The sequence below is a fragment of the Paraburkholderia fungorum genome, assembly GCF_003610895.1.
Taxonomy (GTDB): Bacteria; Pseudomonadota; Gammaproteobacteria; order Burkholderiales; family Burkholderiaceae; genus Paraburkholderia; species Paraburkholderia fungorum_B.
In genome coordinates, this window is sequence record NZ_MCAS01000027.1 from 43,699 (window position 1) to 69,635 (window position 25,937).

Here is a 25,937-nt window from a genome sequence, read left to right on the forward strand (position 1 = left end):
ACGGGCCGAAGCATTCTCTGTGCGGGCCGCCTTATAGTCAACGGCGAACCGATCACCAAAGGCTGGAACTCTTGAACAACGAACGTGAATATCAGAAACGGGTATTGATCGCGACGAGCCTCAGCTATGTCATTGTCATACTCGATACATCGATCGTAAATGTTGCGCTCGGGCCGGTTGCGGCCAGTTTGCGCTCGGATATCAGCGGCCTGCAATGGGTGGTCAACGCCTATACGCTGACGTTTGCCAGCTTGCTGCTGAGCGGCGGCGCACTCGGCGACCGGATCGGCGCAAAGACCGGTTATCTCGCCGGTTTGCTGATTTTCGCCTGCGCGTCGGCCTTGTGCGGGTTGGCGCCGACTTTGCCGGTGCTCGTTGCCGCGCGGATCGGGCAGGGTGTCGGCGCGGCCTTGCTGGTGCCGTGTTCGCTGACGTTGATCAATCGCGCTTTCCCGGTCGCGCGGCAGCGGGCCAGCGCGATTGGTGTGTGGGCCGGATGCGGCGGCATCGCGATGGCGGCCGGCCCGCTCGCCGGCGGGCTGCTGATTCATCTGCTCGGCTGGCGAAGCATTTTTCTGGTGAATGTGCCGATCGCGCTGCTCGGCGCCTGGCTGACCACGCGCGTCGATTCGGTCCGCCCGGACGCGGCGCAGCGGCCGATGGATATCGCGGGTCAGATGCTCGCTATCGTGGCGCTCGGCGCGTCGGTCGCCGTGTTGATCGAGAGCGCGAAGCTTGGGTGGCACGCGGGCGCAATACGTGCGGGCGCGGTGGTCGCGCTCGTCGCGTGGATTGGGTTCGTGCTGGTCGAGACCAAACGCAAACAGCCGATGCTGCCTTTGCATTTCTTTCGTAGTCCGGTGTTTTCTGCCTCGGCGTTTGCCTCGTCGATTTCCGGTCTGGTGTTCTACGGGTTGTTTTTCCTGCTGAGTCTGTACTTCCAGTCCGATCGCGGATGGTCGCCGTTGCAGACCGGCCTGGCGTTTTTGCCGTTGACCGTCATGGTGGCGATCGGCAGCTTCGTATCCGGTGCATTGAACCGGGCCTATGGCGCGCAAAGGCTCGTTTGCGGGGGCTTCCTGCTTTATGCACTGGGCTTTGCCGGGCTACTCGCGCTTGCGGACAACGCTTCGTATTGGCGTATCGCGCTTTGCTTTCCGGCGGTCGGTTTCGGGGCCGGCGTGATTACGCCGGCGGCGACCGCTGCGCTGATGACGGCGGTGGACAAGGCGCGTGCCGGCGTCGCGGCGGGCGTGCTCAACGCGAGCCGGCAGACGGGTTCCGCATTTGGTGTCGCGATCTTTGGCGCACTGATGAGCGCGGTCCAGCCGCTCGACGCCGGGATTCGCGTGGCCGTCTATCTGGCGATCGGCTTGTCGCTGCTGGCCGCGCTGGTCTGGGGTATCGCGTTGGCCGTGGCGACGCGCTATGCGGGCAGCGATGCCTGTTGAGCGTGCTTGACCAGGAACCAGAAACACGGCCACAGACTGACCCGGCGCTTTATGGGGCGTCTGGCGTGCCCGTCAAGCTCTGGCACCATCGAAAGGACGCCACTGGCACTACGCGGGCGTTCGGAATACTGCGACTATGCTGGCCCTTTCCTGAAGCTGTCGTCGTGCGCGAAACGTAGCAATCGATTTGACCTTCGATTCTCCGTCTATTGCGAACGAACGACTCATGAATGTTGCCGATACCCCTTCCATACTGGGATGTCTGGCCCTGGTGACCCTGGTGGCGGGCATGGCGAAGGGCTTGACCGGATTCGGCGGCGCGCTCGTCATGGCGCCGCTGTTCGGGTTGCTGATTCCCGCGCCCGAAGCCGGTGTGCTGATCGTGCTGATCCATTTCGCGACCTCGCTGCAAGGCGTGCGCAACTGGGCGAGCGCGGTGCGCTGGCGCACGGTGATCCCACTCGCGCTGGTCGCCATGGCTTGCACGGCAGTCACGACCCTATGGATGGCGAGCGAAAACGCGGTGGCGCTGCGCCGGCTCGTCGCGCTCGCCGTTCTGGCCTCCACCGTGATGCACATGAGGGGCTGGCGCTGGCTTCACGATAGCGGCTGGCGACCGACCTTCACGGCCGGTGCAATGAGCGGCGCGCTGACCGCGCTAGGCGGCATTGGCGGTCCACCGGCCGTCTACTATCTCAACGGCGTGGGCCAGGGCGCGGCGCTGCGCGCCAATCTTCTCGCCTATTTTGCGGTGCTCTATGTGGGGGTGGTGGCCCTTTTTGTCGCCGAACATCAGGTTCACACGCCTCAGCTCGGTTCGCTGCTGCTGCTCGTGCCGGTATTCGTACTCGGGGTCTGCGCGGGGGAGCGTCTGGGCCGGCGCGTGCCGGTGCGCCGGGTCGAGCATCTCGTGAGCGTTTTGCTGCTGTGTTCCGGGCTGGTTGCCCTGGTCACGTGATGGCACGTAGTGCGCGCACTGCACGCACTGCACGTAATGGCGCGTAAAAAAACACGTAAAAACGACCTTGCCACAGGGGTATGAGCGGGTGCAATGTCCGCTCACGGTTCACGTTCATGTGGACCAGGCGATTTATTATCGCTGGTACTAGTCAGGTGCATTTTCGGCCACCGATACTGAAATCATTGTAATCGTCTGCCAGGACCGTCCTGCCGCATCCGCTCGCCGCGGACCCGCGTCAAGCGGTCCGGTCCGTCAATGAACGGGGGGACTCGGCAGAGGTGATTTCATGGGTTACAAAAAGCAGACGGAGACTTCATGCTCAAGTTCTTGATTGGGATCGGCATCCCCTACGTCGGCGTGATCGGCCTGCTGCCCTGGGTCGCTTCAGTCGATCGATTCGTGCTGGGCGTACCGTTCATCTATGCGTGGATCTTCGCGTGGTTTGTGCTGACGTCGCTCTGCCTGCAGGTCTGCTGGCGGCTGTTCGATCGTCGCGCGGACGATGCAGATCCGCAAACCCACTGAAGCAGCAGGAGAGCCCGGATGTCCACCGTTGTCTTTCTCGGTTTGATCCTCTTCTCGCTGTATCTGGCGATACGGTCCAAAAAAGGGCATGGCGCGCAAAGCGTTCATGACTTCTTTGTCGCGTCCCGTCAGTTTGGCGCGTATCTGGTCTTTTTCCTCGCCGCAGGCGAAATCTACAGCATTGGCACGATGGTCGGCTTTCCTGGCGGCATCTATGCCAAGGGGCCCACGTATGGGGTCTGGTTTCTGGGCTATATCCTGCTGGCCTATCCCGTTGGCTATTTCATCGGACCGAAGATCTGGGAGGCCGGCAAACGCTATAACGCCATCACGCTGCCTGACCTGTTCAAAGGCCATTTCGGCAGCCGGGCGCTGGAGCTGATCGTCGCGGGCTCGGCAATTCTGTTCCTGCTGCCGTGGGGCGAATTGCAATTCACGGGGCTCGTCGCCGCGTTCAAAGGTCTTGGCTGGAATTTCCAGCCGTTCTATCTGATTCTGATCTCCGCGGTACTGGCCTTTACCTATATCGCCATTTCGGGCGTGCGGGCCTCGGCGTACATCGCGATCCTTAAAGATGTGCTGATGGTCGTGGCGATTGTGATAACCGGGATTGCGGTCGCCTGGCAATCCGGCGTCACGGAAGTTTTTCACACCGCCAGCTTGCACGTCAGCAACAGCATGAACGCCAACCAACTGACGTTCTCGATGAGCACCATGCTGTTCCAGTCGTTGGGGTTCTACGTGATGCCGTTCGCGGTGCAGGTTTTCTTCACGGCCACCAGCCCGAATACGATCCGGCGCACCCAGGTGGCGATGCCGCTGTATATGCTGATGTATCCGTTTCTGGTGATTGCTTCGTACTATGCGATCAGTCAGAACCTGCACCTCGGCTCGCCGAATGAGGCATTCTTTGCGGCGGCGATCCGCTTGCTGCCAGGCTGGCTGCTGGGTCTGGTTGCGGCCGGCGCCTCGCTATCCGGTTTGTTGGTGCTCACAGGTATCTGTCTTGCCATCGGCCCGATCGTGACGCGCAATCTGTTGCCGAAAATGCCCGAGAACCGGCAGAAAGCTACGGCGAAAACAGTGATCGTGATCTACCTGCTGGTCTCGATCGTGATGACACTCCTGACGCCGAATCTGATGCTCACGCTGATCAATACCGCGTACTACGGCGTGACCCAGTTTTTCCCGGGCGTGATGGTCATTCTGTTTTCGCTTCGCGTCAAACCGGCCGCCATTGCAACAGGTATTCTGACTGGCCAGATACTCGCGATCATCCTGTACATCCTTCACGCCGATCTTGGTGGATTCAACCTCGGCCTGCTGTGTCTCGTGATCAATATCGCGGTGACTGCCGTGCTGAACCATGGCTGGAAGCGCAAACCGGTTCATGCGCTCTCCTGATCGCTCAGTCCGCGTCCTGAATCAGAGAATATCTACTTATGAATTCGATTGAACGAGGTCCCATCACTGTCTTTGTCGCCAGAAAAATTCTGACGATGAATCCGGCCCAGCCGCATGCCACGCATGTTGCCGTGCGCGACGGCAAGATTCTTTCCGTCGGCAATCTGGAGGACGTGAGCCGTTGGGGTGAGGTTGAGATCGTCGAGACGTTCAAGGACAAGGTGCTGATGCCGGGTCTTGTCGAAGGGCATTGTCATCTGATGGAAGGCGCCATGTGGGACGCCGTGTATCTCGGCTACTACGACCGGCGCGGCCCGGATGGCACATTGTGGCGAGGGCTGAGAACGCTGGACGAGGTGATCGCGCGGCTCGCGCAAGCGCAACGCACGATGACGGACGCGGCGGCGCCATTGCTCGCGTGGGGCTTCGATCCGATTTTCTTCGGCGCGAGCCGCTTGTCGGTCAAGGAACTCGACACCGTTTCGACCACCCGGCCCATCGTCGTGCTGCACGCGAGCGTGCACCTGATGAACGTCAACTCCGCCATGCTGGCGCTTGCCGGCATCGATGAGAACACCGACATCGACGGCATCGACAAGGACGAAGAGGGCCAGCCGAGCGGCGAACTGCAGGAATTCGCCGCCATGTTCCCGGTGTACGAGGTGATCGGCAGCCAGCTTTCCATCGCGGCGAGTGAAAAGAAAGCGGCGATCTGGAATTTCGGCAAGGTAGCGCAACTCGCCGGTGTGACCACCGCGACGGACCTGGTCAACGATCTGTCGGCGCTGGGCAATCGCAATCTGCGCGAAGTCACGGCCGACCCGCAGTATCCGGTCAGGATCGTGCCCGCGTTCGCACCGCAGCGAAGCCCTGAAGGCGGCGCCGGGAAAGTGCTGTCGGCGATTCAGGACAGCACGGAAAAATTGATGTTTGGCCCGGTCAAATTCATTGTCGACGGGTCGATTCAGGGCTTCACCGCGCGGCTGAAGTGGCCGGGTTATGTCGGCGGGCAGCCGAACGGATTGTGGCTGATTCCGCCCAGCCAGCTGGAGGAGGTGTTCACGCCGTTTCATCGCGCCGGGCTGCAACTCCATATTCATACCAACGGCGATGAAGCCACCGAGGTGGTACTGAACGCCGTCGAGAAGATGCTCGACGCTTTTCCGCGCAGCGATCACCGCCACACGCTGCAGCACTGTCAGATGGCCGATGCGAGCCAATTGGCGCGCGCGGCGAAACTCGGCATGTGCATTAACTTTTTCTCCAACCATATCTACTACTGGGGCGACGCCCACTACGCGCAAACCATGGGCCCCGACCGCGCGAACCGCATGAATGCGGCGGAGTCGGCTCGGCGTCTGAGCATTCCGTTTGCTTTTCATTCGGATGCGCCGATTACGCAGTTGAGCCCGCTGTTCACCGCATGGTGCGCGGTGCAGCGCAAGACGGCGAGCGGCCGCGTGCTGGGCGAGAGCGAGTGCATTCCTGTGCCCGACGCCTTGCGTGCGATCACGCTGGGTGCGGCCTATACGCTCAAGATGGATCATCTGATCGGCAGCATCGAGGTAGGCAAATTCGCGGACTTCGCCGTGCTGGCGGAGGACCCAAGCGAGGTCGCCGCCGAGCGGCTGAAAGACGTCGAAGTGTGGGGCACGGTGCTGGGCGGTCGCGTGTTCCAGTCGCCGGAAAAATGAACGGCACTGCGAAAGAAATGGCTGCGTCGAATAGCCGGCCGCCTATTGCGCTGGTGGTGCTCGGCGGTTATCTGGGCGCGGGCAAGACCACCTTGCTCAACCATGTGCTGTCGATGGCGGGGCAGCGCAAAGTGGCCGTGCTGGTCAACGATTTCGGCGATATCAATATCGACGCCGCGCTGATCCGCGAACGCACGGACGATGTCATCAATCTGGAGAACGGTTGCATCTGCTGCTCGATTGGCGGCCGTCTCGTCGATGCGCTCGTGAAAATCGGCGCGCGGCCCGAACGCCCTGAGCTGTTGATTATTGAAGCCAGCGGCGTTTCCGATCCTGTGAAGATCGCGCAGATCGGCCTGCTCGATCGGGCATTCAGGCTGGTCGGGATCATCGTTGCGGTGGATACCGGGCGCATCGGCGCAACCTTGCTCGACCCGTACGTCGGCGATATCGTGCGCCGGCAGATCGCGGGTGCAACGGCCCTCGTGCTCACCAAGACCGACCTCGTGACCGAGCAGGAAAAGACCGCGGTGACGAACGCGGTGCTGACACTCGCAAGCACGTCCATTCTGTTCGAGTCGGTCAATGGGCAGATACCGCCGGCGTTGATCTTCGACGCGAGCGTGGTGCCTCGCCATCGCGCGGGTGGAATCGGCGCTACGACGGCGGGCGCCTCGAATCTGCATCGGGATATCTGCAGCTTTTCCTTCAGGTCGGACTTTGCGCTGGACAGGAAGAAGCTCAGGGCTGCGCTGCGCAGCCTGTCCTCAACGCTGCTGAGAGCGAAGGGCATTGTCTGGCTGGATCAGGATGCCATGGCGCAAGAACTTCACGTGGCGGGCGGCCGCATTCTCATTACGCCATTCGCGGGTCACGCGCCGGCCGAATCGACGCTCGTGCTGATCGGCCGCTTCACCGACGAAGACGAGCGTGCGATCAAACGTTGCCTCGAAAGCACGCGCGTGCTGAGTTAGTGTCCAGTTCGCGTTAGCGTGCCGCGCTCATCGCGCCTGCGCGTACCCAGCGCACGAACCACACAAAGCGCACGAACCACACGAAGCAAACCCACGGCCTGAATCCGCAACGCGATTCGAGGCCAGTCAACCCGCGTCCTCCTCACCGCACGCTGCACCAGGCGAAACCAGCGCACTGGCCCTACCGTCGCGCCGACACCAAACTTACACTTTTCCTTAACAGATCGCCGCTCAGGCGACCTCACGAGCTTCACCCAATTCACCAAGCAGGAGACATGAATGGCCACAACAGAAACGTCCGCAGCGAAGGTCACCGCGGACACACTCGCCGCATTTTCCGCTGCGTTCAATCGTCACGATGCCAATGCGCTAATGGGCTTCATGACCGAAGACTGTGTGTTCGACGCCGCCGGCGGAAGCGAAGTTTACGGTGCGCGCTTCGTCGGTCGCGACGCAGTGCGCGCGGCATTCGAAACGGTCTTCAAGACTTTCCCGGATGCGCATTGGGGCGACGGGCGTCATTACGTTATCGGTGAGCGTGGCGTGTCCGAGTGGCTGTTCACGGGCACGCATGCGGAGGGCTGGCGCATCGAAGCAGAAGGCTGCGATCTGTTCGAGTTCCGCGACGGCCTGATTGCGGTCAAGCGCGCGTTCCGCAAGGAACGTCCGAAGCAGAACGTTTGACGCCGACGAGGAGCTTCATCATGGAGCAAAGTGTCATCACACGGGTCGGCGACGGTCTGTCCGCAGGGCGGGACGGGGCGACACAGTACGACCCGCGCTACGACCCGCTGGTCTCGCCGGGGCCCGGGCACGGCAAGCAATACGCCCCCACGTACTGGGCCGCGACCGCCGGCACGCCGCCACCCGACGATGGTCCGATCACGAAAGACATCGACGTGGATGTGGCGATCATCGGTGCAGGGTATACGGGGCTCGCGACGGCGCTTTGTCTCGCGCGCGAGCACGGCATCAAGGCGGTGGTGCTCGAGGCCAACAAAACCAGTTGGGGTTGCAGCAGCCGCAACGGCGGGCAAGGGCAGAATGCGTCGGGACGTCTGTCGCGTTCGCAATGGATCGAGCGTTGGGGTAAAGACGTCGCGCTGAAAATGCACGACGAAATCCAGGAAGGCTTCGACAACTTCAAGTCGCTGGTGGCCGAAATCGATTGCGATCCGCAACCAGGTGGCCACTTTCTGATTGCGCACCGGCCGCGCATGATGGCCAAACTCGCCGCCGAAGCCAAAGTCTGGAAAGACGTGTTCGGCTACCCGTCCGAACTGATCGATCAGGCCACGTTGCGCCGCGAGTATGTCAACGATTCCGAGGCGGCCGGCGCGCTGCACGAACCCGAAGGCATCGGCATCCACGCACTGAAGCTCGCGTACGGCTATCAGCGGCTTGCGCGCGAAGCGGGCGCGCGGGTTCATCCGGCGAGCCCGGTGATCGGCTGGGAAACCGTGAATGGCATTCATCATCTGCGCACGCCGGGCGGCATCGTGCGGGCCCGCTCCGTGGGCATCGCGACCGGCGCGTATACGGCGCCGAACCTGCATCCCTCGCTGACGAGCCGCGTGATGCCGATCCTGTCGAATTCGATGGTGACCCGCCCGCTCACGCAGCAGGAAATCGCCGCGTGCAATTTCCGCACGACGCAGGTGCTCACCGATACGCGCACCTTGCGCTTCTACTATCGCTTCCTGCCGGACAACCGGTTGCAGATCGGCAGCCGTAGCGCCATCACCGGCGCGGATGCACCGAATGTGCGTCACTACGAGTTGCTCATCGAAGGAATGGGCCGCAAGTTTCCAGCGTTGCGCGGTATCCAGATCGACTATTCATGGTGGGGCTGGGTGGATGTGAGCCACGACATGATGCCGCGCGTGTGCCAGCCCGACCCGCGGCAGTCGGTGTTTTACGCACTAGGCTACGGCGGCAACGGTGTGTCATATTCCCAGCAGGCGGGGCGTCGCCTCGCCGAACGGATCGCGGGGAAAGGGGCGAAGCAGACGCTGCCGATTTTTACTTCGCCATTGCCCGGTCATCCGTTCGCACCTTTCCGGCGTCTGGGCCAACGGATGCTCTATCAGTTGTACTTCCGGCGCGACGAGAAGCCCTGAACGCACGCTGCGTGCCGAGCCACCCGCGGCACGTCATTCGCCCGCCGGCGCGCCATGCGCGCGCGGCGCGGTGCGGCCAGACAGGTCCGCGCGTCAAGCCATAAAAAAACATCATGCAGCGAGGCGCACAAGCGCCCTCGCTCGATCCGAATTGACGGCGCCGAGGCTCCGGGAATGCACACAACTGCGCACATGAACCCAGATAAGCGTTTAGAAGCGCGCACGCAGTCCCGTACCACCGGCGCCGACATCAACAGGATGTGGAGGTGACATGCAAATATCGAATCGAAGTGAACTGAAGACCGGCCTCAAGGAGCGCCATATGACCATGATCGCGCTAGGTGGCGTGATCGGCGCGGGGCTGTTTGTCGGCAGCGGTGTTGTGGTCCAGCAGGCCGGCCCGGCGGCGGTGCTGTCGTTTCTGATTACCGGTGGCCTGATCGTGCTCGTCATGCGCATGCTCGGAGAAATGGCCTGTGCGATGCCGGCGGTGGGTTCGTTCTACGAATATGCGCGCATGGCCTTTGCCGGCAAGCGCGGGCCCGGCAAACTTGCCGGCTTTCTGACCGGCTGGATGTACTGGTATTTCTGGGTCATCGTCGTGGCGGTGGAGGCGGTGGCCGGCGCGAAGCTGGTGCAGTTCTGGCTGCCGGATACGCCGGCGTGGGCGATCAGTCTCGTGTTGCTGGTCGTGTTGACGGCGACCAATCTGATTTCGGTGGGCAGCTACGGGGAATTCGAGTTCTGGTTCGCGTCCATCAAGGTGGCGGCGATCGTCGTGTTTCTGTTCCTCGGCGCGCTTTATGTGCTGGGTCTGTGGCCCGCTTCGATGCACACCACGGCGGTGATGCCGACCCTGCTTTCGCACGGCGGATTGATGCCGAAGGGAATCGGACCGGTGTTGAGCGGCGCAGTGGCGGCAACGGGTTTCTACTTCGGTGCGGAGATTGTTACGATTGCCGCCGCCGAAGCGCATGAGCCGGTCAAGGCCGTCGCCAAAGCCACCAATTCGGTGATTACGCGCGTGCTGATTTTCTATGTCGGTTCGATCCTGCTCGTGGTGGCGCTGGTGCCCTGGAATTCGCCGGGTATGGCCACGCCGTATGTGAGCGCGCTCGACGCGATGGGTATCCCGGCCGCCGCCAACGTCATGAATGCGATCGTGCTGACGGCGGTATTGTCCGCGCTCAATTCCGGCCTGTACGCGGCATCGCGGATGATGTTTGCGCTGACCCGCCACGGCGACGCGCCGGCTGCGCTTGCCAGGGTCAATCGCCGCGGTGTGCCGGTTCGCGCGATCCTGGTCGGCACGTTGTTCGGCTATGTGTCGGTTGTCATGTCTTATGTATCGCCGGACACGGTGTTCGCATTTCTCGTCAATTCGTACGGCACGGTGGCCATTTTCGTCTACGTGCTGATCGCCGTCTCGCAACTGAAGCTGCGCGCCCGGCTCGAACGCGAGGCGCCGGAGATGCTGCGCGTGCGGATGTGGTGCTATCCGTATCTGACCTGTTTCGCGATTGTCGGCATGATTGGCATTCTGGTGGCCATGGCGTTCATACCGGACCAGCGCACGCCGCTGTGGCTCGGTGTGGTGAGTCTCGGCGTGCTGCTCGTGGCGTATGTGTGGCGAGCCCGGAAAAGGGGCGTCGCTTCGACCGAGCCGGAATTCGTGGAGTATCGGCCGCGTCCTCATTGAGGCCTGTCTGACATGCGTTGTTCGATGTGACGTGCAGCGGCGAGCCGTTCGAGATCGCCGCTGCAATCTGCCAGTTTGAGGGGACGCGAGGCTGGTGGCGCGTCCCCGTTATTTCGACACCGCCACGGCCGCCGCCGTGGCCGGTTGAAGCAGCGGTCCGATGCGCAGCGCGATCTCCTTGAGCTTCGGCACCGCTTTTAACAGATCCTCCAGGCTGGCACGCGCCGTGGGAGCGTGAACGGCCAACGCCGCGAGCACGTGGCCGTCCTCGACGTGGCGCACCGGCACGGCGACCGCCACCATTCCACGTACGAATTCCTCGTTGTCGACCCCGATGCCGCGCATGGCGAGGCGGTCGAGCTCGGCTTCCAGCAGATCGATATCGGTCAGGGTGCGATACGTCATGGATTTAAGCGGCAACCGCCGGATGACGAGCCCGCGCTCGGCAGGCGCCATCTGCGAAAGAAACAGCTTGCCGCTGGCGGTGCAATGCAGCGGCACGCGCGTGCCCGGTTGCAGATGCAGACGCAAGGGCTCGCTCGTCTCCACGCGCTCGACGTACAGCACGGTATCGCCGTCGAGCACGGTGAGGTTGCAGGTCTCGCCGAGCGATTCGACGAGCGTGCGCAGCAACGAACGGCAGGCTCGTGTGAACGTGCTGTTCGCGAGCGTGGTCAGGGCGAGTTGCGCGGCGCGCGGCCCGAGCGCAATGGCGCGATCGGCCCCGCGCGAGTCCGGCATATGCGTGACGTAGCCGCGTGCTTCGAGCGACTCGATCAGGCGCATCAAGGTTGCCTTCGGAATCTGCAGACGTGAGGACAACTGCGAGAGCGACGACGGTTGTCCGGCGGACGCAAGCTGTTCCAGCACGCTGAGCGCGCGCAGCACGCGGGTGTCGTCGGCGGGTTCGTGAGCGGGTGAGGGGAGATGCGTGGTGTCTCTCATTGTCCTTCCCGAGGCGGATGAAGGTGAATGCAGTCCGAACGGATCAGTGACAACCCGGATGAACGCGTGCGGACAGATTGAATAGTGAAACGAAAAAGTCGGTTTTCGTACCGGTTTATTCAATCGTAACCGGATTTGCTTGAAGTCGAAACTCTCATCCAATAAATTGGGACGAAATGATCCGGTTTTAAAAGCAAAGGCATTGGCACGGAGACGTCATCAATGGTACGGAGTTTCGACTACGTGGTCGTCGGCGCGGGATCGGCGGGCTGTGTGCTGGCCAACCGCCTTTCCGAGAATGGCCGCTATTCGGTATGCCTGCTCGAAGCCGGGCCGCCCGACCGCTTTCTGTGGATCCATATCCCGATCGGTTATGGCAAAACCATGTTTCATCCGGTCTACAACTGGGGCTTTTACACCGACCCGGATCCGAACATGAACGACCGCAAGCTCTACTGGCCGCGCGGACGCACCCTGGGCGGCTGCAGTTCCATCAACGGGCTGATCTATATTCGCGGCCAGAAAGAGGACTACGACCAGTGGGCCGCGCTCGGCAATCGTGGCTGGAGCTGGAAGGACTGCTTGCCTTATTTCCGGCGGCTCGAGCACAACGAGCTTGGGGCATCGCCGACGCGCGGCGTGGACGGTCCGCTGTGGGCTTCCACGATCAAGCAGCGCCATGAACTCGTGGATGCATTTATCGCCGCCTCGAATCGCCTGGGTGTCCCAACGGTCGACGATTTCAATCAGGGCGATCAGGAAGGGGTCGGTTACTACCAGTTGACCACGCGGCGCGGCTGGCGGTGTTCCACTGCCGTCGCCTACCTCAAACCCGCGCGCAAGCGTCCGAATCTGCAGATCGAGACCGACGCGCTGGCTTCGAAGATCCTGTTCGACGGCACGCGTGCGACGGGTATCCGGTATGAGCAGCACGGTAAGACTCACGAAGTGCGTGCGCACCGCGAGGTGGTGCTGACAGCAGGCGCGTTGCAGTCGCCGCAATTGCTGCAGGTGTCGGGCGTCGGACCGGCGAAACTGCTCGGTGAACTGGGTATTCCTGTGGTCGCCAATCGGGCCGGCGTTGGCGAAAATCTGCAGGATCACCTGCAGATACGTCTGACGTATGAGGTGACACGGCCGATCACGACGAACGACCTGCTGCACTCCTGGACCGGCCGCGCGAAGATGGGTCTGCAATGGGCGTTGTTTCGCGAGGGGCCGCTGTCCGTCGGTATCAATCAGGGCGGCATGTTTTGCCGTGCATTACCGGATGAGGCGAAAACGCCGGACATCCAGTTTCACTTCTCCACACTCTCGGCCGACACCGCGGGAGGCGACGTCCACGCATTTCCTGGCTGTACTTATTCGATTTGCCAGTTGCGGCCGGAGTCGCGTGGAAGCGTGCGAATCCGCACGAACGACATGCGCGATGCCCCGTCGATCCAGCCCAATTATCTGGCGACCGATCTCGATCGGCGCACCACGGTCGCGGGGGTGCGTTTTGCGCGCCGCGTTGCCGCCACGGAGCCCATGGCAGCGCTGATGAAACGCGAGGTGCGGCCTGGCCGCGAGGCGCAAAGCGACGATGAACTGCTGCACTTTTGCCGTGAATATGGCCAGACGATTTTTCATCCGTCGGGCACCGCGAAGATGGGTATCGCGAGCGATCCCGGCGCGGTGGTCGACGAACGATTGCGTGTGTACGGCACGCAGGGATTGCGGGTGGTCGACTGTTCGATCATGCCGACGCTGGTTTCGGGCAATACCAACGTGCCGATCGTGATGGTCGCCGAAAAGGCGTCCAGCATGATCCTCGAAGATGCGCGCGCGGGCGGTCTGCCCGCCGCGCAAGTGCAGTCGCGGAGCATGGAAGCGCAGTATTGACGCAAAAGTGGAAAACCAGGCAGAACAAAAAGCAGACCTGAAGCACCGAACCGAAGTAGCTGCAGGAAGTAAAACGATCGCGACCTGACCCGCTGCATCCGAAGCAGAAAACAGCAGCGTGCAGGTGGCGAAATTCGTGCCCCGAGGAGGAGACAGACAGGGGCTCAAAAGTGCTGCGTTGCCGGGACGGCACGCGGCCATTCATTGGAGGAGGCGCTATGGCAATCGATAAGCGGGTTATCCGCCGCGTTGCGTTCGCGAGCGTGATAGGGGCGACGGTCGAATGGTATGACTTTTTCCTGTACGGCGTCGTGGCGGGCATCGTGTTCAACAAGCTTTACTTTCCCGCTCACGATCCGCTTGTCTCCACGATGCTGGCCTATGCCACGTTCGCCGTCGGCTTCGTGACGCGGCCGCTCGGTGGCGTGATTTTCGGTCACTTCGGCGACAAGGTCGGACGCAAGTCCGCCTTGATCTGCACGCTCATCATCATGGGGATTTCGACGGCCGGCGTCGCCTTCGTGCCGACCTTCGCTCAGATCGGCATCTGGGCGCCCATTCTGCTGCTCGCGTTGCGCGTGTTGCAGGGTATCGGGCTCGGCGGTGAATGGGGCGGCGCGGTACTGATGGCCTATGAATATGCACCGCCGAACCGGCGCGGCCTGTACGCAAGCTTGCCGCAGATCGGCTTGTCGATTGGCCTGTGCCTCGCGTCGGGCATTGTCGCGGGCATTTCCCGGCTGCTGCCGGAAGCGGCATTTCTCGCGTGGGGCTGGCGGGTCGCGTTTGGCGCTTCGCTGCTGCTCGTGGTGCTCGGTCTCTACATTCGCCTGAAGGTAATGGAAACGCCCGAGTTTCTCGCGCTCAAGCGCAATCGCCGTGACGTGAAAATTCCATTCGTCGACATGCTCACGCGCTATCGCAGTTCGGTGTTGCTCGGCATGGGCGCACGCTGGATCGACGGGGTGTTCTTCAACATCTTTGCGGTGTTCATGATCGGCTATCTCACGCAGCGTCTTTCGATGAGCCGCACGGAAGCGCTCACCGGCGTGATGATCGCGGCGATGGTGATGTGCTTCTTCATTCCCTTCTTCGGCCGGATGTCGGACCTGATGGGACGCGCACGCGTGTATCGCTGGGGCTCGCTGATTTGCGGTGTCTCGGTGCTGCCGGCGTTCTGGTTGATGGAGACGCAGGCCGGCAACACGCTGGCCGTCTGGCTCGGCGTAGTGATTCCGTTCGGCATTTTCTACGCGATGGTCTACGGTCCGGAAGCCGCGCTCTTTGCCGAGCTGTTCGATCCGGAGGTGCGCTATACCGGCATCTCGTTCGTGTATCAGTTCTCGGGCATCTTCGCGAGCGGCCTTACGCCGATCATCGCGACGGCGCTGCTGCGTCTCGATGGCGGCAAGCCCTGGTATGTGTGCGGCTACGTGATTCTGTCGGCGCTGCTCTCGGCGTGGGCGGCGCGCGCGATGGAGAGGCGCACAAAACCCTTCGACGAAATGGCAACCGTGCGTTGACGGCGAGACCCGCTCGGGAAATATGGACACAAACGCCACCTGAGCGCCACCTGAGGCGCGCCATTTTGTTTATAATAAAACGGAACAAAACGTACCGAAAATGGTAATTCGATGGCGTCGACCTGACATTCCCGCAGCGGGGAGGAGCATGAAGTGACTGATATCGTGACTGGCAAACCCGACAGAATGGTCGCAGTACGAACCGTTTTCGGCATTGATTCCAGCCTGATGGTGCCCGCCTTCAGCGAGCGTGACGACCACGTGCCGGAGATTGACGAGGTCTACCGCTTCAATCCGGAAGTAACGCTGGCGATTCTGGCCGGCTTCAGCCGGGATCGCCGGGTGATGGTGCAGGGTTTGCACGGCACGGGAAAGTCCACGCACATCGAACAGGTTGCGGCGCGCCTCAACTGGCCATGCGTGCGCGTCAATCTCGACGGCCATATCAGCCGTCTCGATCTGGTCGGCAAGGACGCGATCGTGGTGCGTGACGATCTGCAGGTCACCGAGTTTCAGGAGGGGATCGTGCCGTGGGCCTTGCAGCGCCCGGTCGCCCTGATCTTCGACGAATACGACGCGGGGCGCCCGGACGTGATGTTCGTGATCCAGCGCATTCTCGAGCGCGACGGCAAGTTCACGCTGCTCGACCAGAATCGCGTGATCCATCCGCATCCGTATTTCCGCATGTTCGCCACCACCAACACGGTGGGGCTGGGCAATCTGAACGGCCTGTATCACGGCACGCAGGTGCTCAATCATGCGCAGATGGACCGCTGGAACGTGGTGGCCACGCTCAACTATCTGCCGCGCGCGGAGGAGGCGGGCATCGTGCTCGCGCGCGTCCCGGAACTCGCCGGCGCCGCGGGGCGCGCGCTGATCGAATCGATGGTGAGCGTGGCTGAACTCACCCGCAAGGGTTTCGCGAGCGGCGACCTGTCGACGCTCATGTCGCCGCGCACGGTGATCAACTGGGCGGAGAATTGCCAGATTTTCCGCGATCCCGCGATGGCGTTTCGTCTGACCTTCCTGAACAAGTGCGACGAAGCCGAGCGCTCCATCGTGGCCGAGTATTTCCAGCGCTGCTTTGGCACCGAGCTCGAGGCCGCCGCCAGTCCTGAAGACCACGCAGCGGGTAGCCGCTGATGACGCTGGATATGCAGGCGGCCCAGCACGAGCAGCAGGCGCAGCGGCAAGCGACGCTGCGCGCGGAACAGCGCGAGGCGTTATGCGCCGCGGCCGTGCGCGCGCTCACCGGCGACGCCGCCTTGCATTATCGCGAAGGCCGCTTGTGCCGCGATCTGCGGCCTGTGCCTCTGCACGCGCCGCATTTGCGTACCGACCCGCAGGAGGACGATCTCGCGTCCTTGCGAGGGGCTGCCGATGGCGCGGCGCTGCGGCTCATGCATTCCGACGCGGCGCTGCACGCCCGGTTGTGCCCGACTGATCCCGTCGAGCGGCTGGTTTTCGAACTGCTCGAGCAGTTGCGCTGCGAAACCCGGACGCCGCCCGGCATGCCGGGCCTCGTGCAGAACCTGCGTGATCGCTTCGAGGCCTGGTCGCGGGCTTTCTATCGCTCGGGGCTCGCCGAGGACCATCTCGGCATTCTCCTCTACACGGTCGCGCAGATTGCCTGGTCGCGCCTGACGGGCTGGCCTGTGCTCGAACAGACCGAGGGCCTGATCGAAGCCACGCGCGCGGCGATCGTGCCGGTGCTGGGCGTGTCGCTGGCGGGCCTGCGCCGGCATCGGGCCGAACAGGACGCGTTCGCTGTCCATGCGCTCGAACTGGCGAGGCGGGTGGCCGAAATGATCCGCGCGGCCCGTGCCGACGCGCTGGATGGCGCACAGGACGATCCTCAGGAGAACGACGGGAAAGCGCCGCGCACGGCATTCTCGCTCTGGTTCGACGTCGAGGACGACGAGTACAAGGACATGGCCGTGGCGCTGAGCGGCCAAAGCCGGGTGCTCGAGGCATCGGAACAGGGCTATCGCGCCTATACGACGCGCTACGACCGTGAGCTATTCGCCGGCACGCTGGTGCGCAAGGCCTTGCTTGGCGAGTTTCGCGAGCGGCTCGACGAACGCGTCGCCGCCCAGGGCATCAACGTGGCGCGGCTTGCTCACGCGCTGAAGGCCGCGCTGGCGATACCGCAACGCGATGGCTGGTCGTTCGACGAAGAGCATGGCCGTATCGACGGGCGGCGGCTTGCGCAACTGGTGAGTTCTCCCGCAGAACGGCGTCTGTTCCGGCTGGAGCGGAATACGCTCATGGCGGACTGCGTGGTCGGTTTTCTGATCGACTGCTCGGGCTCGATGAAAGCGCACATCGAGCCGGTGGCGACCATGGTGGATATCCTCACACGCGCGCTCGACCAGGCCGGCGTGACCACCGAGGTGCTGGGCTTCACCACCGGCGCCTGGAACGGCGGCCGGGCCCGGCTCGACTGGCTGGCGCAGGGCAGGCCGCATCATCCGGGCCGGCTCAACGAACTGTCTCATCTGGTGTTCAAGGACGCCGGGCGGAACTGGCGGCGCGCCCGCGCCGATATTGCCGCGCTCTTCAGAGCGGAACTGTTTCGCGAGGGCGTGGACGGTGAAGCGGTCGATTGGGCCTGCGGGCGTCTGCTCGCCCGTCCCGAGGCGCGGCGCATGCTGATTGTGATTTCGGATGGCAGCCCCATGGACAGCGCGACGGGCCAGGCCAACGACGCGTTCTATCTCGACAACCATCTCAAGGCCGTCGTGGCGCGTCATGAAGCTTTGAACGACGTGGAGGTGCTGGGTCTGGGCGTCGGGCTCGATCTCAGCCCGTACTACCGCCGCTGTCTGGCGGTGGACCTCTCCGTGCCGCCCGACATGAAGCTGTTCGCGCAGATTGTGGGGTGGATGAGCGCGCGCGGGCAGGGCGGCCGGCGGTAGCCGCCCTCGCGGCCCGCCGAGCGCGAATGGGTCACGACGCGAGCGGTGTGGTGTGCGTATCCAGCGGCGTTGCCGCAGTTTGCGCCTGCACGGCGGTCACCGCGATCACATAGTAGATATCGTCCGCGCTGCAGCCGCGCGAAAGATCGTTGGCAGGCTTTTTCAGGCCTTGCAACAAGGGCCCGATTGCTTTCGCATCGCCAATCCGTTCGGCCAGCTTGTAGCCGATATTGCCGGCTTCGAGGCTCGGGAAAATCAGCACGTTGGCGTGTCCTTGCACCTGCGAGTGCTCGATCTTGCGCATGGCGATCTCGGAGACGAGGGCCGCGTCCAGTTGCACGTCGCCGTCGATCGCCAGATGCGGGCGCGCGGCTCTCACCTGGCGCGTCGCTTCCACGACCTTGTCGACCGCCGCGTGCCGGGCGCTGCCGCTGGTCGAGAAGGACAGCATGGCCACGCGCGGTTCCTCCATCAGCAGGCTTTGCGCGCTGTCGGCCGCGGCCATCGCAATCTGGGCCAGCTCGCCCGCGTCCGGGTCCACCACCAGTCCGCAGTCGGAGAAGATCAGCCCGCCTTTGAGCGTGTGGAACGGCTCGCACAGCATCATCAGAAAGAAGCTCGACACCAGCTTGAACGAAGGATGGATGCCGATGATCTGGATCGCGGTGCGGACCACGTCGGCGGTCGTGTGGACGGCACCCGCCACCGAACCGTCGGCATGACCGAGCCGCACCATCAGGTTGGCGAAACAGAGGGGCTTGAGGACTTCCTGTTTCGCTTCCTCCAGCGTCATGCCTTTTTTGCTGCGTAGTGCGAAGAGTGCGTCGGCAAACGAGGGGGTAAGCGGCGAGGTCTCGGGATCCACCCGCTCCATGCCGCTCAGATCGATGTTGTGTTCGGCAGCGGCCGCGCGGATGCGCTCGTTCGGGCCCACCAGCACGATGTGGGCGATGCCCTCACGCGTCGCGCGTTGCGCGGCTTCCAGCATGCGAGGATCTTCCGCCTCGCACAGCACGATGCGTCTTCGCGAAGTGCGGGCGCGTTCGATGATGCGATTGATGGCTTTCATGGCACAGGGCGGCAGTCACGGTTGAAAAAGGCCGGAAACGGCAGGGGACATCCCGTTTCCGGCCCGCCGGCCGGGAGGCAAAGCACGCCTCGCAACCGGACCTTCAGACAACGGACAGATCAGACATAGTCCTTGTACTTGTCGAGCAGACGGACCGGCTTGGCCAGCGCATCGCGGCGGAACGGATCGCCGAGCTCGCGGGTGCACATGATCTCGATGATGGTGGTCTTGCCGTGGTTCATCTGCGCATCGATTGCACGCTTGAGGGCCGGGCCGACGTCCTCGAGACGGTCCACGGTGACACCCTCGGCGCCCATCGCGCGCGCGATGCCCGCGAAGCTCTGGTTGTCGAGTTCACCGGCGACAAAGCGGCGGTTGTAGAAGTCGACCTGGTTTTTCTTTTCCGCACCCCATTGCCGGTTGTGGAAGACCACCGCGGTAACCGGAATGTTGTGACGCACGCAGGTCATGGTTTCCATCAGGCTCATGCCCCACGCGCCGTCGCCGGCATAGGAGACCGCCGGGCGATGCGGCGCCGCGACCTTGGCGCCGATGATGGTGGGGAACGCGTAGCCGCAATTGCCCCAGCTCATCGCGGCGAAGAAGCTGCGCGGCTTGTTGAAGCGCAGGTAGCTGTTGGCTACCGAGTTGATGTTGCCGATGTCGGTGGAGACCATCACGTCGTCCGGCATGGCTTTTTCGAGTTCGCGCAGCACCTGGCGCGGGTGCAGATAGTTGCCGCCGCCGGGCGTGCGCTCGCCTTTTTGCTCCTCGATCATGTCCATGCTGTAGGGGTCGCGCTCATGCGTCCAGCCATCCAGCTCCTTCTCCCATGCGGCCTTTTCGGCGGCGATTTCGCCGGCGCGTTCTTCCCGCGAGGCGTCGCAGACGAGGGTGCGGCCTGCCAGGCGCTGCGTGAGTGCCACCGCGGCAGCCTTGGCGTCGCCGCAGATGCCCACGGAGATCTTCTTCACGAGGCCAAGCATTTTGTGGTCGGCATCGATCTGGATGATCTTCGCGTTCTGCGGCCAGTAATCCATGCCGTGCTGGGGCAGCGTGCCGAACGGTCCCAGCCGCGAACCGAGTGCGATCACCACGTCGGCGCGCTGGATCAGCTTCATGGCTGCTTTGGAGCCCTGATAGCCGAGCGGGCCACACCACAACGGGTGGTTGGCGGGGAAAGAGTCGTTGTGCAGGTAGCTGTTGACGACCGGTGCGCCCAGGCGCTCGGCCAGCGCCTTGCACTCTTCGATCGCGTCGCCCATGACCACGCCGCCGCCGGAGATGATGACCGGGAACTTCGCCTGGGCGAGCAGTTCGGCCGCTTCGTCCAGACGTTGATCGCCGCCGGGGCCGCGGTCGAGGCGCTGCGGTTGCGGAATCTCAGCCTTGATCTGGCCGTAGAAGTAGTCGCGTGGAATGTTGAGCTGGGTCGGGCCCATCTCGGCCAGCGCGCGGTCGAAGCAGCGGCCCGTGAACTCCGCCATGCGCGCGGGATGCGTGACGTGGCCCTGGTACTTGGTGAACTCCTGGAACATGGGGAGCTGTTTCGCTTCCTGGAAGCCGCCGAGACCAATGCCCATGGTGCCTGCTTCGGGCGTGATCATGACGACGGGGCTGTGTGCCCAATAGGCCGCGGCGATGGCGGTCACGCAATTGCTGATGCCCGGGCCGTTCTGGCCGATCACCACGCCATGGCGGCCCGATACGCGGGCATAGCCGTCGGCCATGTGGCCGGCGCCCTGTTCATGCACCACGGGGATCAGACGGATGCCGGCGGGCGCGAAGATGTCCATGGCGTCCATGAAGGCCGAACCCATGATGCCGAACATGTCGGTCACGCCATTCGCGGCCAGGGTTTCGACGAAAGCTTCCGACGGGGTCATGGCCTGCGGGCCGCTGATGGGGGTGTGATCGCTCATGGACTGTCTCCGATGTTTAATGAAACCGGAACAATTTGTTCCGAAAAGTAGTTATCTAAAATGTAGAGCATGCACCGGGGATGGTCAATAGGTTGTGACAAATAAACGGTACGTTTTGTCTCTAAAAATTATTGGCCGGGTGCGGGGATACGAAAGGCACGCCGCTGGATGGCGGCCGCGCCGACGCTCACACCCTGCCTTTCCACGGCACCAGTACGCGTTCGAGGTGGCGCATCAACAGGTCGAAGCACAAGGCAAAGAAGCCGATCACGATAATTCCCATGATCACCACGTCGCTTGCGAGAAACTCCGCGGCGTTGAGCACCATGAAGCCGAGGCCGCTGGTCGACGCCACCATTTCCGCGGCAACCAGCGTGGTCCAGCCGACCCCGATGCCGATTCGCATACCCGTGAAAATCTCCGGCAGCGCGGATTTCAGAATCACGTACAGCACTACCTGCGTGCGCGAGGCGCCCATCGAATAGGCCGCGTGAATCTGCTCGATCGACACGGAACGCACGCCTGAGCGGGCCGCGATGGCGAGTGGCGCGAAGATGGCGAGGTAGATGAGAAACACTTTGGAGAATTCGCCAATGCCGAACCAGATGATGATGAGCGGCAAATAGGCGAGCGGCGGCAGCGGCCGGTAGAACTCGATAGGTGGATCGAAGATGCCGCGTGCAAAGCGCGAGACGCCCATCATCACGCCGATTGGAATCGCGGTCACGCAGGCGAGCGCGAAAGCGCCGAACACGCGCAGCAAGCTGATGCCGGTATGTTGCGCGAGCGTGGAGTTGGCGAAACCTTCCGTGGCCACGAACACAAACTTGGCATACACCGCTTGTGGCGACGGCAGAAAGAGCGGCTTGATCCAGTGCAGGTTCGTCGCGGCAAACCATAGTCCGACGAATACCGCGACTGTCGCGAGGCTCGTTACGATGCTGCTGCCGTGGCCGGGTACGCCGAAGGTGTCGCCTGGGCGCGCCGGCTTCTTGGCGAGAAGCCGGGGACGCTGGCCTGGAGTGCGGGGTGGTTGGACAGGCATGCCGGTTCCCAATGGGACGTCATGGCCGCGTGCAAATGCCGGGGCCCGTTTTGAACTAAACATGTGTCACCTCGGCTTCGGCGGCGTGCATTTTCTCGTCGCCGTAAATGATGCTGAGCACACGTTCGCGCATTTCGATGAAATCGGGGCTCGACTTGATGGCGCGCGCGTCGCGTGTTTCGAGAAAACGCCGGTTGAAATCGAGCTCATAGGTGTGCGTGATGCGCCCGGGACGCGGCGACATCACGATCAGGCGGCTCGCCAGAAAGAGCGCCTCCTCGACGCTGTGCGTGATGAAGAAGAACATCTTGCTGGTCTTCGTCCAGACGTCGAGCAGCAACTCCTGAATGGTCTCGCGGGTCAGCGCGTCGAGCGCGGCCATCGGCTCGTCCATCAGCAGCATCGCGGGGTCGCAGGTCAGCGCGCGGGCAATCCCCACACGCTGCTGCATTCCGCCGGAGAGCTGATAGATCATGTGCTTGTGAAAGTCCTGCAAGCCGACCAGCGCCAGATTGCGCGTGGCGATCTCGCGCCGCTGCGTTTTGGGCACGCCCTGCAGCTTCAGGCCGAACTCGGCGTTGTCGATCACGTTGAGCCAGGGCAACAGGGCATGCTTCTGGAACACCACGCCACGATCGGCGCCCGGCCCCGCGATCGGTGAGCCGCCGAGCAGCAACTCGCCGCTGGTCGGCGCGATGAAGCCCGCCATGAGCGAGAGCAAGGTGGTCTTGCCGCAACCCGATGCACCGAGCGCAACGACAAAGTCGCCCGAGTTGATCGTCAGATTGATGTTGTCGAGCGCGTGTACCGTCTGGCCGGATTTGCGGCCAGGAAAGACCACGCTCACATTCTTGACTCTCATGCTTTCCATGTTGCCTCCTGATTCGACAGAACCGGCTTACGTCATTTGAGTTTCATTGCCGCTTCGGCATAAGCCGGGGTCACGAACTTCGAGTAATCGGGCAACACCGCGCTGATCTGTTTCTGATCCTTCAGGAAGTTGGCCGTATCCTTGAGTGCGAAGGTCGCGCGTCCGGCACTGCCGCCGCCGAGCCACTGCGAAGAGGCCTGTTCCTGGAGCGTCGGGAAGGCATAGAGCGAGAGCGACTCCGGCACGTCGGCCGGCGAACCGCCGATCATCTTCGCGATCGCGGCCGCTTGCGGCGAGGTGGCATTCCATTGCGCCGTATTCTTGCGGTACTGATCGTCCGCATCGGCGATGGCTTTCACGAGTCTGGCCATGAAGTCCTTATGCGCTTCGCCCCATTGGCGATCGACGGCAATCCCATCGAAGGTCGGTTTGCCGAGTTTGGACAGATCGCCGGACGTAATCAGAACCTTGCCGCTTTTCTTCAATTGAGCGAGTGCCGGGTCCCATACGTAGGCGGCGTCGATGTCGCCGCGCTCCCACGCCGCAACCAGCTGGTTCGGCTGCATGTTGAGAATCTTCACCTCGGAAGGATTGATGCCCCAATGCTGCAGCGCGAACATGGTGTGGTAGTGCGTGGTGGAGACGAACGGCACGCCGATCGTTTTGCCCTTCAGGTCAGACGGTTTGTTGATGCCGGAGCCGTTGCGCACCACCATCGCTTCGGCCTGATTGATGTTGTCCAGAATCCAGAAGAGCTGCAGATCGAGCCCCTGGCTGACGGCCGCGGCAAGCGGGCTCGAACCGATCACGCCGACCTTCACGTCGCCCGAGGCCATGGCGGTCGCGACCTTCGCGCCGGATTCGAACTGCCGCCAGTTGATCTTGTAGCCGGTCTCTTTCTCGATGGAGCCGCTCGCGATCGCGACGACCCAGGGGTCGACGATCTGTTGATAGGCTATCGTGACTTCCTTGTCCTGCGCGTGACTGGCTGGCGCCACCAGGCAGGCGAGCGCGGCGAATGCCGCCACGCTCACACGGCGTGTCAGATCGCCGAACCAGCGGGACAACTTCGGTTGTGTGTCGCTTTTCATCGTAGGTCTCCAGAATGGCCGTGCAGGTACGCGAATACACGTGAATCCAACGCCCGCCGACGGGGGCTTGTCCCAATCGCCGAGATTGGGTTGATGCGAGTATCGTCAGTAAAAAATGTTGCGGGTTAGGGCCAGACGTGGCCGATCGTTGAGTCCAACCGCCGCACCGGAACGGGCCGTGGCGCCGGTCCTGCCCGCAGCCGCCCACAGCGGCCGGCAGACGCTTTTTTGGCGCGTCCACAATGCCGGTGTCCGCCTTCGCGCGGGGCGGGCTCCGCCCACAAAAACAGGAGATAGCATGGCAAGTCGTACCTCGGTGGCCCTATGGAGCCAGCGGTTCCAGCGCTCACCCGAGTCGAACATGAGCCTCCAGGGGCAGATTCGTCAGATGCTGGTCGCCGCGATTCTGGACGGCCAGCTGTTGCCGGATCACGCATTGCCGTCCAGCCGCGAACTGGCCGACCAGCTGAGTGTTGCCCGCAATACGGTGGTGCTCGCGTACCAGCAACTGGTTGAGGAGGGCTATCTGATTTCGCGCGAGCGCAGCGGGCATTTCGTCAACCCGGCCATTCTCGAAGGGCGGCACGAATTTGCGCCGCTGCAGACGGTTCCCGCACAGGCGGCCAATGAGGCGCTTGCCAGGCCGGATTGGGATCAGCGTCTCAGAAGGCGGCCGTCCTCGCAGCGCAACATCGTCAAGCCGGGCAACTGGCTGAGTTACGAATATCCCTTTATCTATGGGCAATTCGACCAGTCGCTGTTTCCGACCAACGACTGGCGCGAATGCTGCATGAAAGCGCTGTCGGTCATGGAGATCCGCAACTGGGCGCCGGACCTGATCGAGCGCGATGACGACACGCTGATCCAGCAGATCCGCACGCGTGTGTTGCCGCGGCGCGGCGTGTTTGCGATGCCGGACGAGATTGTCGTGACGATCGGCTGCCAGCAGGCGCTCTATCTGATCGCGGATCTGCTCGCGAGCGAGCGGACCACCATCGGCTTTGAAAACCCCGGCTATCCGGATGCGCGCAATATCTTCGAGAACCGCAATGCGCGGCTGCAGCCGCTGCCTGTCGATAGCGGCGGCGTGCGTCCGGTCGAGGATGCCGATCTGCTCGCGCAATGCGACTACGTCTACGTGACGCCAAGCCACCAGTGCCCGACTACGGCCACGATGCCCATCGAGCGGCGCCATGCGCTGCTGGAGCAGGCACAGGCCCATGACTTCGTGTTGATCGAAGACGACTACGAAAGCGAGAACAACTTCTCAGGCGCGCCGCACCCGGCGTTGAAGAGCCTGGATACAGCGGACCGGGTGATCTATATCGGCAGCCTGTCGAAGACTTTCGCGCCGGGATTGCGGCTGGGTTATATCGTCGGGCCGCGTGAGCTGGTGCGCGAACTGCGTGCGCTGCGGCGCCTGATGGTGCGGCATCCGGCAGCCTATATTCAGCGTGCCTTCGCTACTTTTCTGGCGCTCGGGCACCACGATGCACTGCTGCGCCGGCTCGCTCACGCGTATCGGGAGCGCGCCCAGGCGTTGATGACGGCACTCGACACGCACCTTCCCGAAGCGCGCTATCTGCCCATGTCAGGCGGCGCGTCGTGCTGGGTCGAGGGGCCGCCATGGCTCGATGCGACACGCCTTGCCGCGGATGCGCAGGCACACGGCATTCTGATCGAATTGGGGCGGGTCTTTTTCATGACCGGACTGGAACAGAACCACTGCTTCCGGATGGGCTTTTCGGCTATCAAACTCGAAAAGATCGACGAGGGCGTGCGCCTGCTCGCGGAGCTCGTGCGCGCGCAGCAGCCGGAAGAGTAGGCGGCGGGCGAGGCGC

At 62.8% G+C, this 25,937-nt stretch carries 20 protein-coding genes; 14 read left to right on the forward strand and 6 right to left on the reverse strand.

The genetic code is table 11. The features are described from left to right. Positions 1-71 precede the first annotated feature (71 nt). The 9 genes from BCY88_RS24050 to BCY88_RS24090 all read left to right on the forward strand — a co-directional run bounded on the left by BCY88_RS24050 (position 72) and on the right by BCY88_RS24090 (position 10,828). Positions 72-1,451 carry an MFS transporter gene (locus BCY88_RS24050; protein ID WP_120346666.1) on the forward strand — a complete coding sequence of 460 codons (1,380 nt, stop codon included), beginning with the start codon at positions 72-74 and terminating at the stop codon, positions 1,449-1,451. A 226-nt stretch (positions 1,452-1,677) separates the two neighbouring features. After that, the gene (locus tag BCY88_RS24055; RefSeq protein ID WP_120346667.1) at positions 1,678-2,409 is read left to right on the forward strand and encodes a sulfite exporter TauE/SafE family protein; all 732 of its coding nucleotides are present in this window, start codon (positions 1,678-1,680) and stop codon (positions 2,407-2,409) included. Positions 2,410-2,727: 318 nt separating this feature from the next. Further along, entirely contained in the window at positions 2,728-2,937 is a 210-nt protein-coding gene (locus tag BCY88_RS24060) for a DUF3311 domain-containing protein (protein WP_120346668.1), read from the forward strand. Positions 2,938-2,955: 18 nt separating this feature from the next. Next, positions 2,956-4,341: a sodium:solute symporter family protein gene (locus tag BCY88_RS24065; RefSeq protein ID WP_120346669.1), complete on the forward strand. Its 1,386-nt coding sequence runs from the start codon at positions 2,956-2,958 to the stop codon at positions 4,339-4,341. A 38-nt stretch (positions 4,342-4,379) separates the two neighbouring features. Next, positions 4,380-6,035 (forward strand): amidohydrolase, encoded by a 1,656-nt coding sequence (locus BCY88_RS24070; protein ID WP_120346670.1) that lies wholly within the window; start codon positions 4,380-4,382, stop codon positions 6,033-6,035. Beyond that, the gene (locus tag BCY88_RS24075) at positions 6,032-7,009 is read left to right on the forward strand and encodes a CobW family GTP-binding protein (RefSeq protein WP_259461498.1); all 978 of its coding nucleotides are present in this window, start codon (positions 6,032-6,034) and stop codon (positions 7,007-7,009) included. The genes BCY88_RS24070 and BCY88_RS24075 overlap by 4 nt, the downstream gene beginning before the upstream one ends. Positions 7,010-7,288: 279 nt before the next feature. Continuing rightward, positions 7,289-7,693: a nuclear transport factor 2 family protein gene (locus tag BCY88_RS24080; protein WP_120346671.1), complete on the forward strand. Its 405-nt coding sequence runs from the start codon at positions 7,289-7,291 to the stop codon at positions 7,691-7,693. Between the two features lie 20 nt (positions 7,694-7,713). Further along, positions 7,714-9,129 (forward strand): NAD(P)/FAD-dependent oxidoreductase, encoded by a 1,416-nt coding sequence (locus tag BCY88_RS24085; protein ID WP_120346672.1) that lies wholly within the window; start codon positions 7,714-7,716, stop codon positions 9,127-9,129. A gap of 271 nt (positions 9,130-9,400) precedes the next feature. After that, positions 9,401-10,828: an amino acid permease gene (locus BCY88_RS24090; protein WP_120346673.1), complete on the forward strand. Its 1,428-nt coding sequence runs from the start codon at positions 9,401-9,403 to the stop codon at positions 10,826-10,828. A 108-nt stretch (positions 10,829-10,936) separates the two neighbouring features. Here BCY88_RS24090 and BCY88_RS24095 read toward each other — a convergent pair whose 3' ends face one another. Beyond that, positions 10,937-11,773 carry an IclR family transcriptional regulator gene (locus BCY88_RS24095; protein ID WP_120346674.1) on the reverse strand — a complete coding sequence of 279 codons (837 nt, stop codon included), beginning with the start codon at positions 11,771-11,773 and terminating at the stop codon, positions 10,937-10,939. A gap of 222 nt (positions 11,774-11,995) precedes the next feature. Here BCY88_RS24095 and BCY88_RS24100 point away from each other — a divergent pair, with 222 nt between their 5' ends. The 4 genes from BCY88_RS24100 to BCY88_RS24115 all read left to right on the forward strand — a co-directional run bounded on the left by BCY88_RS24100 (position 11,996) and on the right by BCY88_RS24115 (position 18,098). After that, positions 11,996-13,657 (forward strand): GMC family oxidoreductase, encoded by a 1,662-nt coding sequence (locus BCY88_RS24100; protein WP_120346675.1) that lies wholly within the window; start codon positions 11,996-11,998, stop codon positions 13,655-13,657. A gap of 218 nt (positions 13,658-13,875) precedes the next feature. After that, positions 13,876-15,180, forward strand: coding sequence for an MFS transporter (locus BCY88_RS24105; protein WP_120346676.1), 1,305 nt, complete (start codon positions 13,876-13,878; stop codon positions 15,178-15,180). A 153-nt stretch (positions 15,181-15,333) separates the two neighbouring features. Further along, positions 15,334-16,323, forward strand: coding sequence for an AAA family ATPase (locus BCY88_RS24110; RefSeq protein ID WP_120346677.1), 990 nt, complete (start codon positions 15,334-15,336; stop codon positions 16,321-16,323). An 11-nt stretch (positions 16,324-16,334) separates the two neighbouring features. Further along, positions 16,335-18,098, forward strand: coding sequence for a cobaltochelatase CobT-related protein (locus BCY88_RS24115; RefSeq protein WP_120346709.1), 1,764 nt, complete (start codon positions 16,335-16,337; stop codon positions 18,096-18,098). A gap of 31 nt (positions 18,099-18,129) precedes the next feature. Here the strand turns inward: BCY88_RS24115 and pta are convergent, their stop codons facing one another. From pta to tauA, 5 genes are all read right to left on the reverse strand, one after another. Further along, on the reverse strand, positions 18,130-19,167 hold the full coding sequence (gene pta / locus BCY88_RS24120) for a phosphate acetyltransferase (RefSeq protein ID WP_120346678.1): 1,038 nt from the start codon (positions 19,165-19,167) through the stop codon (positions 18,130-18,132). A 119-nt stretch (positions 19,168-19,286) separates the two neighbouring features. Further along, positions 19,287-21,089, reverse strand: coding sequence for a sulfoacetaldehyde acetyltransferase (gene xsc, locus BCY88_RS24125; protein WP_120346679.1), 1,803 nt, complete (start codon positions 21,087-21,089; stop codon positions 19,287-19,289). 187 nt (positions 21,090-21,276) lie between these two features. Beyond that, positions 21,277-22,134: an ABC transporter permease subunit gene (locus BCY88_RS24130; protein ID WP_404935732.1), complete on the reverse strand. Its 858-nt coding sequence runs from the start codon at positions 22,132-22,134 to the stop codon at positions 21,277-21,279. Positions 22,135-22,189: 55 nt separating this feature from the next. Further along, positions 22,190-23,005: a taurine ABC transporter ATP-binding protein gene (locus BCY88_RS24135; protein ID WP_120346681.1), complete on the reverse strand. Its 816-nt coding sequence runs from the start codon at positions 23,003-23,005 to the stop codon at positions 22,190-22,192. A gap of 32 nt (positions 23,006-23,037) precedes the next feature. Further along, a complete protein-coding gene (gene tauA / locus BCY88_RS24140) occupies positions 23,038-24,096 on the reverse strand; it encodes a taurine ABC transporter substrate-binding protein (RefSeq protein ID WP_120346682.1) in 1,059 nt (352 codons plus the stop codon). 298 nt (positions 24,097-24,394) lie between these two features. Between tauA and pdxR the strand changes: the two genes are divergently transcribed. Continuing rightward, complete coding sequence (gene pdxR / locus BCY88_RS24145) at positions 24,395-25,921, forward strand: MocR-like pyridoxine biosynthesis transcription factor PdxR (protein ID WP_120346683.1); 1,527 nt, start codon at positions 24,395-24,397, stop codon at positions 25,919-25,921. The last annotated feature ends 16 nt before the right edge of the window (positions 25,922-25,937 follow it).

Bases quoted from the DNA above. Each gene is read 5' to 3' on its own strand.
- BCY88_RS24080 (WP_120346671.1), top strand. From the start codon at position 7,289: ATGGCCACAACAGAAACGTCCGCAGCGAAGGTCACCGCGGACACACTC.
- BCY88_RS24100 (WP_120346675.1), top strand. From the start codon at position 11,996: ATGGTACGGAGTTTCGACTACGTGGTCGTCGGCGCGGGATCGGCGGGC.
- BCY88_RS24095 (WP_120346674.1), bottom strand. From the start codon at position 11,773: ATGAGAGACACCACGCATCTCCCCTCACCCGCTCACGAACCCGCCGAC.
- BCY88_RS24075 (WP_259461498.1), top strand. From the start codon at position 6,032: ATGAACGGCACTGCGAAAGAAATGGCTGCGTCGAATAGCCGGCCGCCT.
- BCY88_RS24130 (WP_404935732.1), bottom strand. From the start codon at position 22,134: ATGCCTGTCCAACCACCCCGCACTCCAGGCCAGCGTCCCCGGCTTCTC.
- BCY88_RS24085 (WP_120346672.1), top strand. From the start codon at position 7,714: ATGGAGCAAAGTGTCATCACACGGGTCGGCGACGGTCTGTCCGCAGGG.
- BCY88_RS24115 (WP_120346709.1), top strand. From the start codon at position 16,335: ATGCAGGCGGCCCAGCACGAGCAGCAGGCGCAGCGGCAAGCGACGCTG.
- BCY88_RS24105 (WP_120346676.1), top strand. From the start codon at position 13,876: ATGGCAATCGATAAGCGGGTTATCCGCCGCGTTGCGTTCGCGAGCGTG.
- xsc (WP_120346679.1), bottom strand. From the start codon at position 21,089: ATGAGCGATCACACCCCCATCAGCGGCCCGCAGGCCATGACCCCGTCG.
- BCY88_RS24065 (WP_120346669.1), top strand. From the start codon at position 2,956: ATGTCCACCGTTGTCTTTCTCGGTTTGATCCTCTTCTCGCTGTATCTG.
- pdxR (WP_120346683.1), top strand. From the start codon at position 24,395: ATGGCAAGTCGTACCTCGGTGGCCCTATGGAGCCAGCGGTTCCAGCGC.
- BCY88_RS24070 (WP_120346670.1), top strand. From the start codon at position 4,380: ATGAATTCGATTGAACGAGGTCCCATCACTGTCTTTGTCGCCAGAAAA.
- BCY88_RS24060 (WP_120346668.1), top strand. From the start codon at position 2,728: ATGCTCAAGTTCTTGATTGGGATCGGCATCCCCTACGTCGGCGTGATC.
- BCY88_RS24090 (WP_120346673.1), top strand. From the start codon at position 9,401: ATGCAAATATCGAATCGAAGTGAACTGAAGACCGGCCTCAAGGAGCGC.
- BCY88_RS24135 (WP_120346681.1), bottom strand. From the start codon at position 23,005: ATGGAAAGCATGAGAGTCAAGAATGTGAGCGTGGTCTTTCCTGGCCGC.
- BCY88_RS24055 (WP_120346667.1), top strand. From the start codon at position 1,678: ATGAATGTTGCCGATACCCCTTCCATACTGGGATGTCTGGCCCTGGTG.
- pta (WP_120346678.1), bottom strand. From the start codon at position 19,167: ATGAAAGCCATCAATCGCATCATCGAACGCGCCCGCACTTCGCGAAGA.
- tauA (WP_120346682.1), bottom strand. From the start codon at position 24,096: ATGAAAAGCGACACACAACCGAAGTTGTCCCGCTGGTTCGGCGATCTG.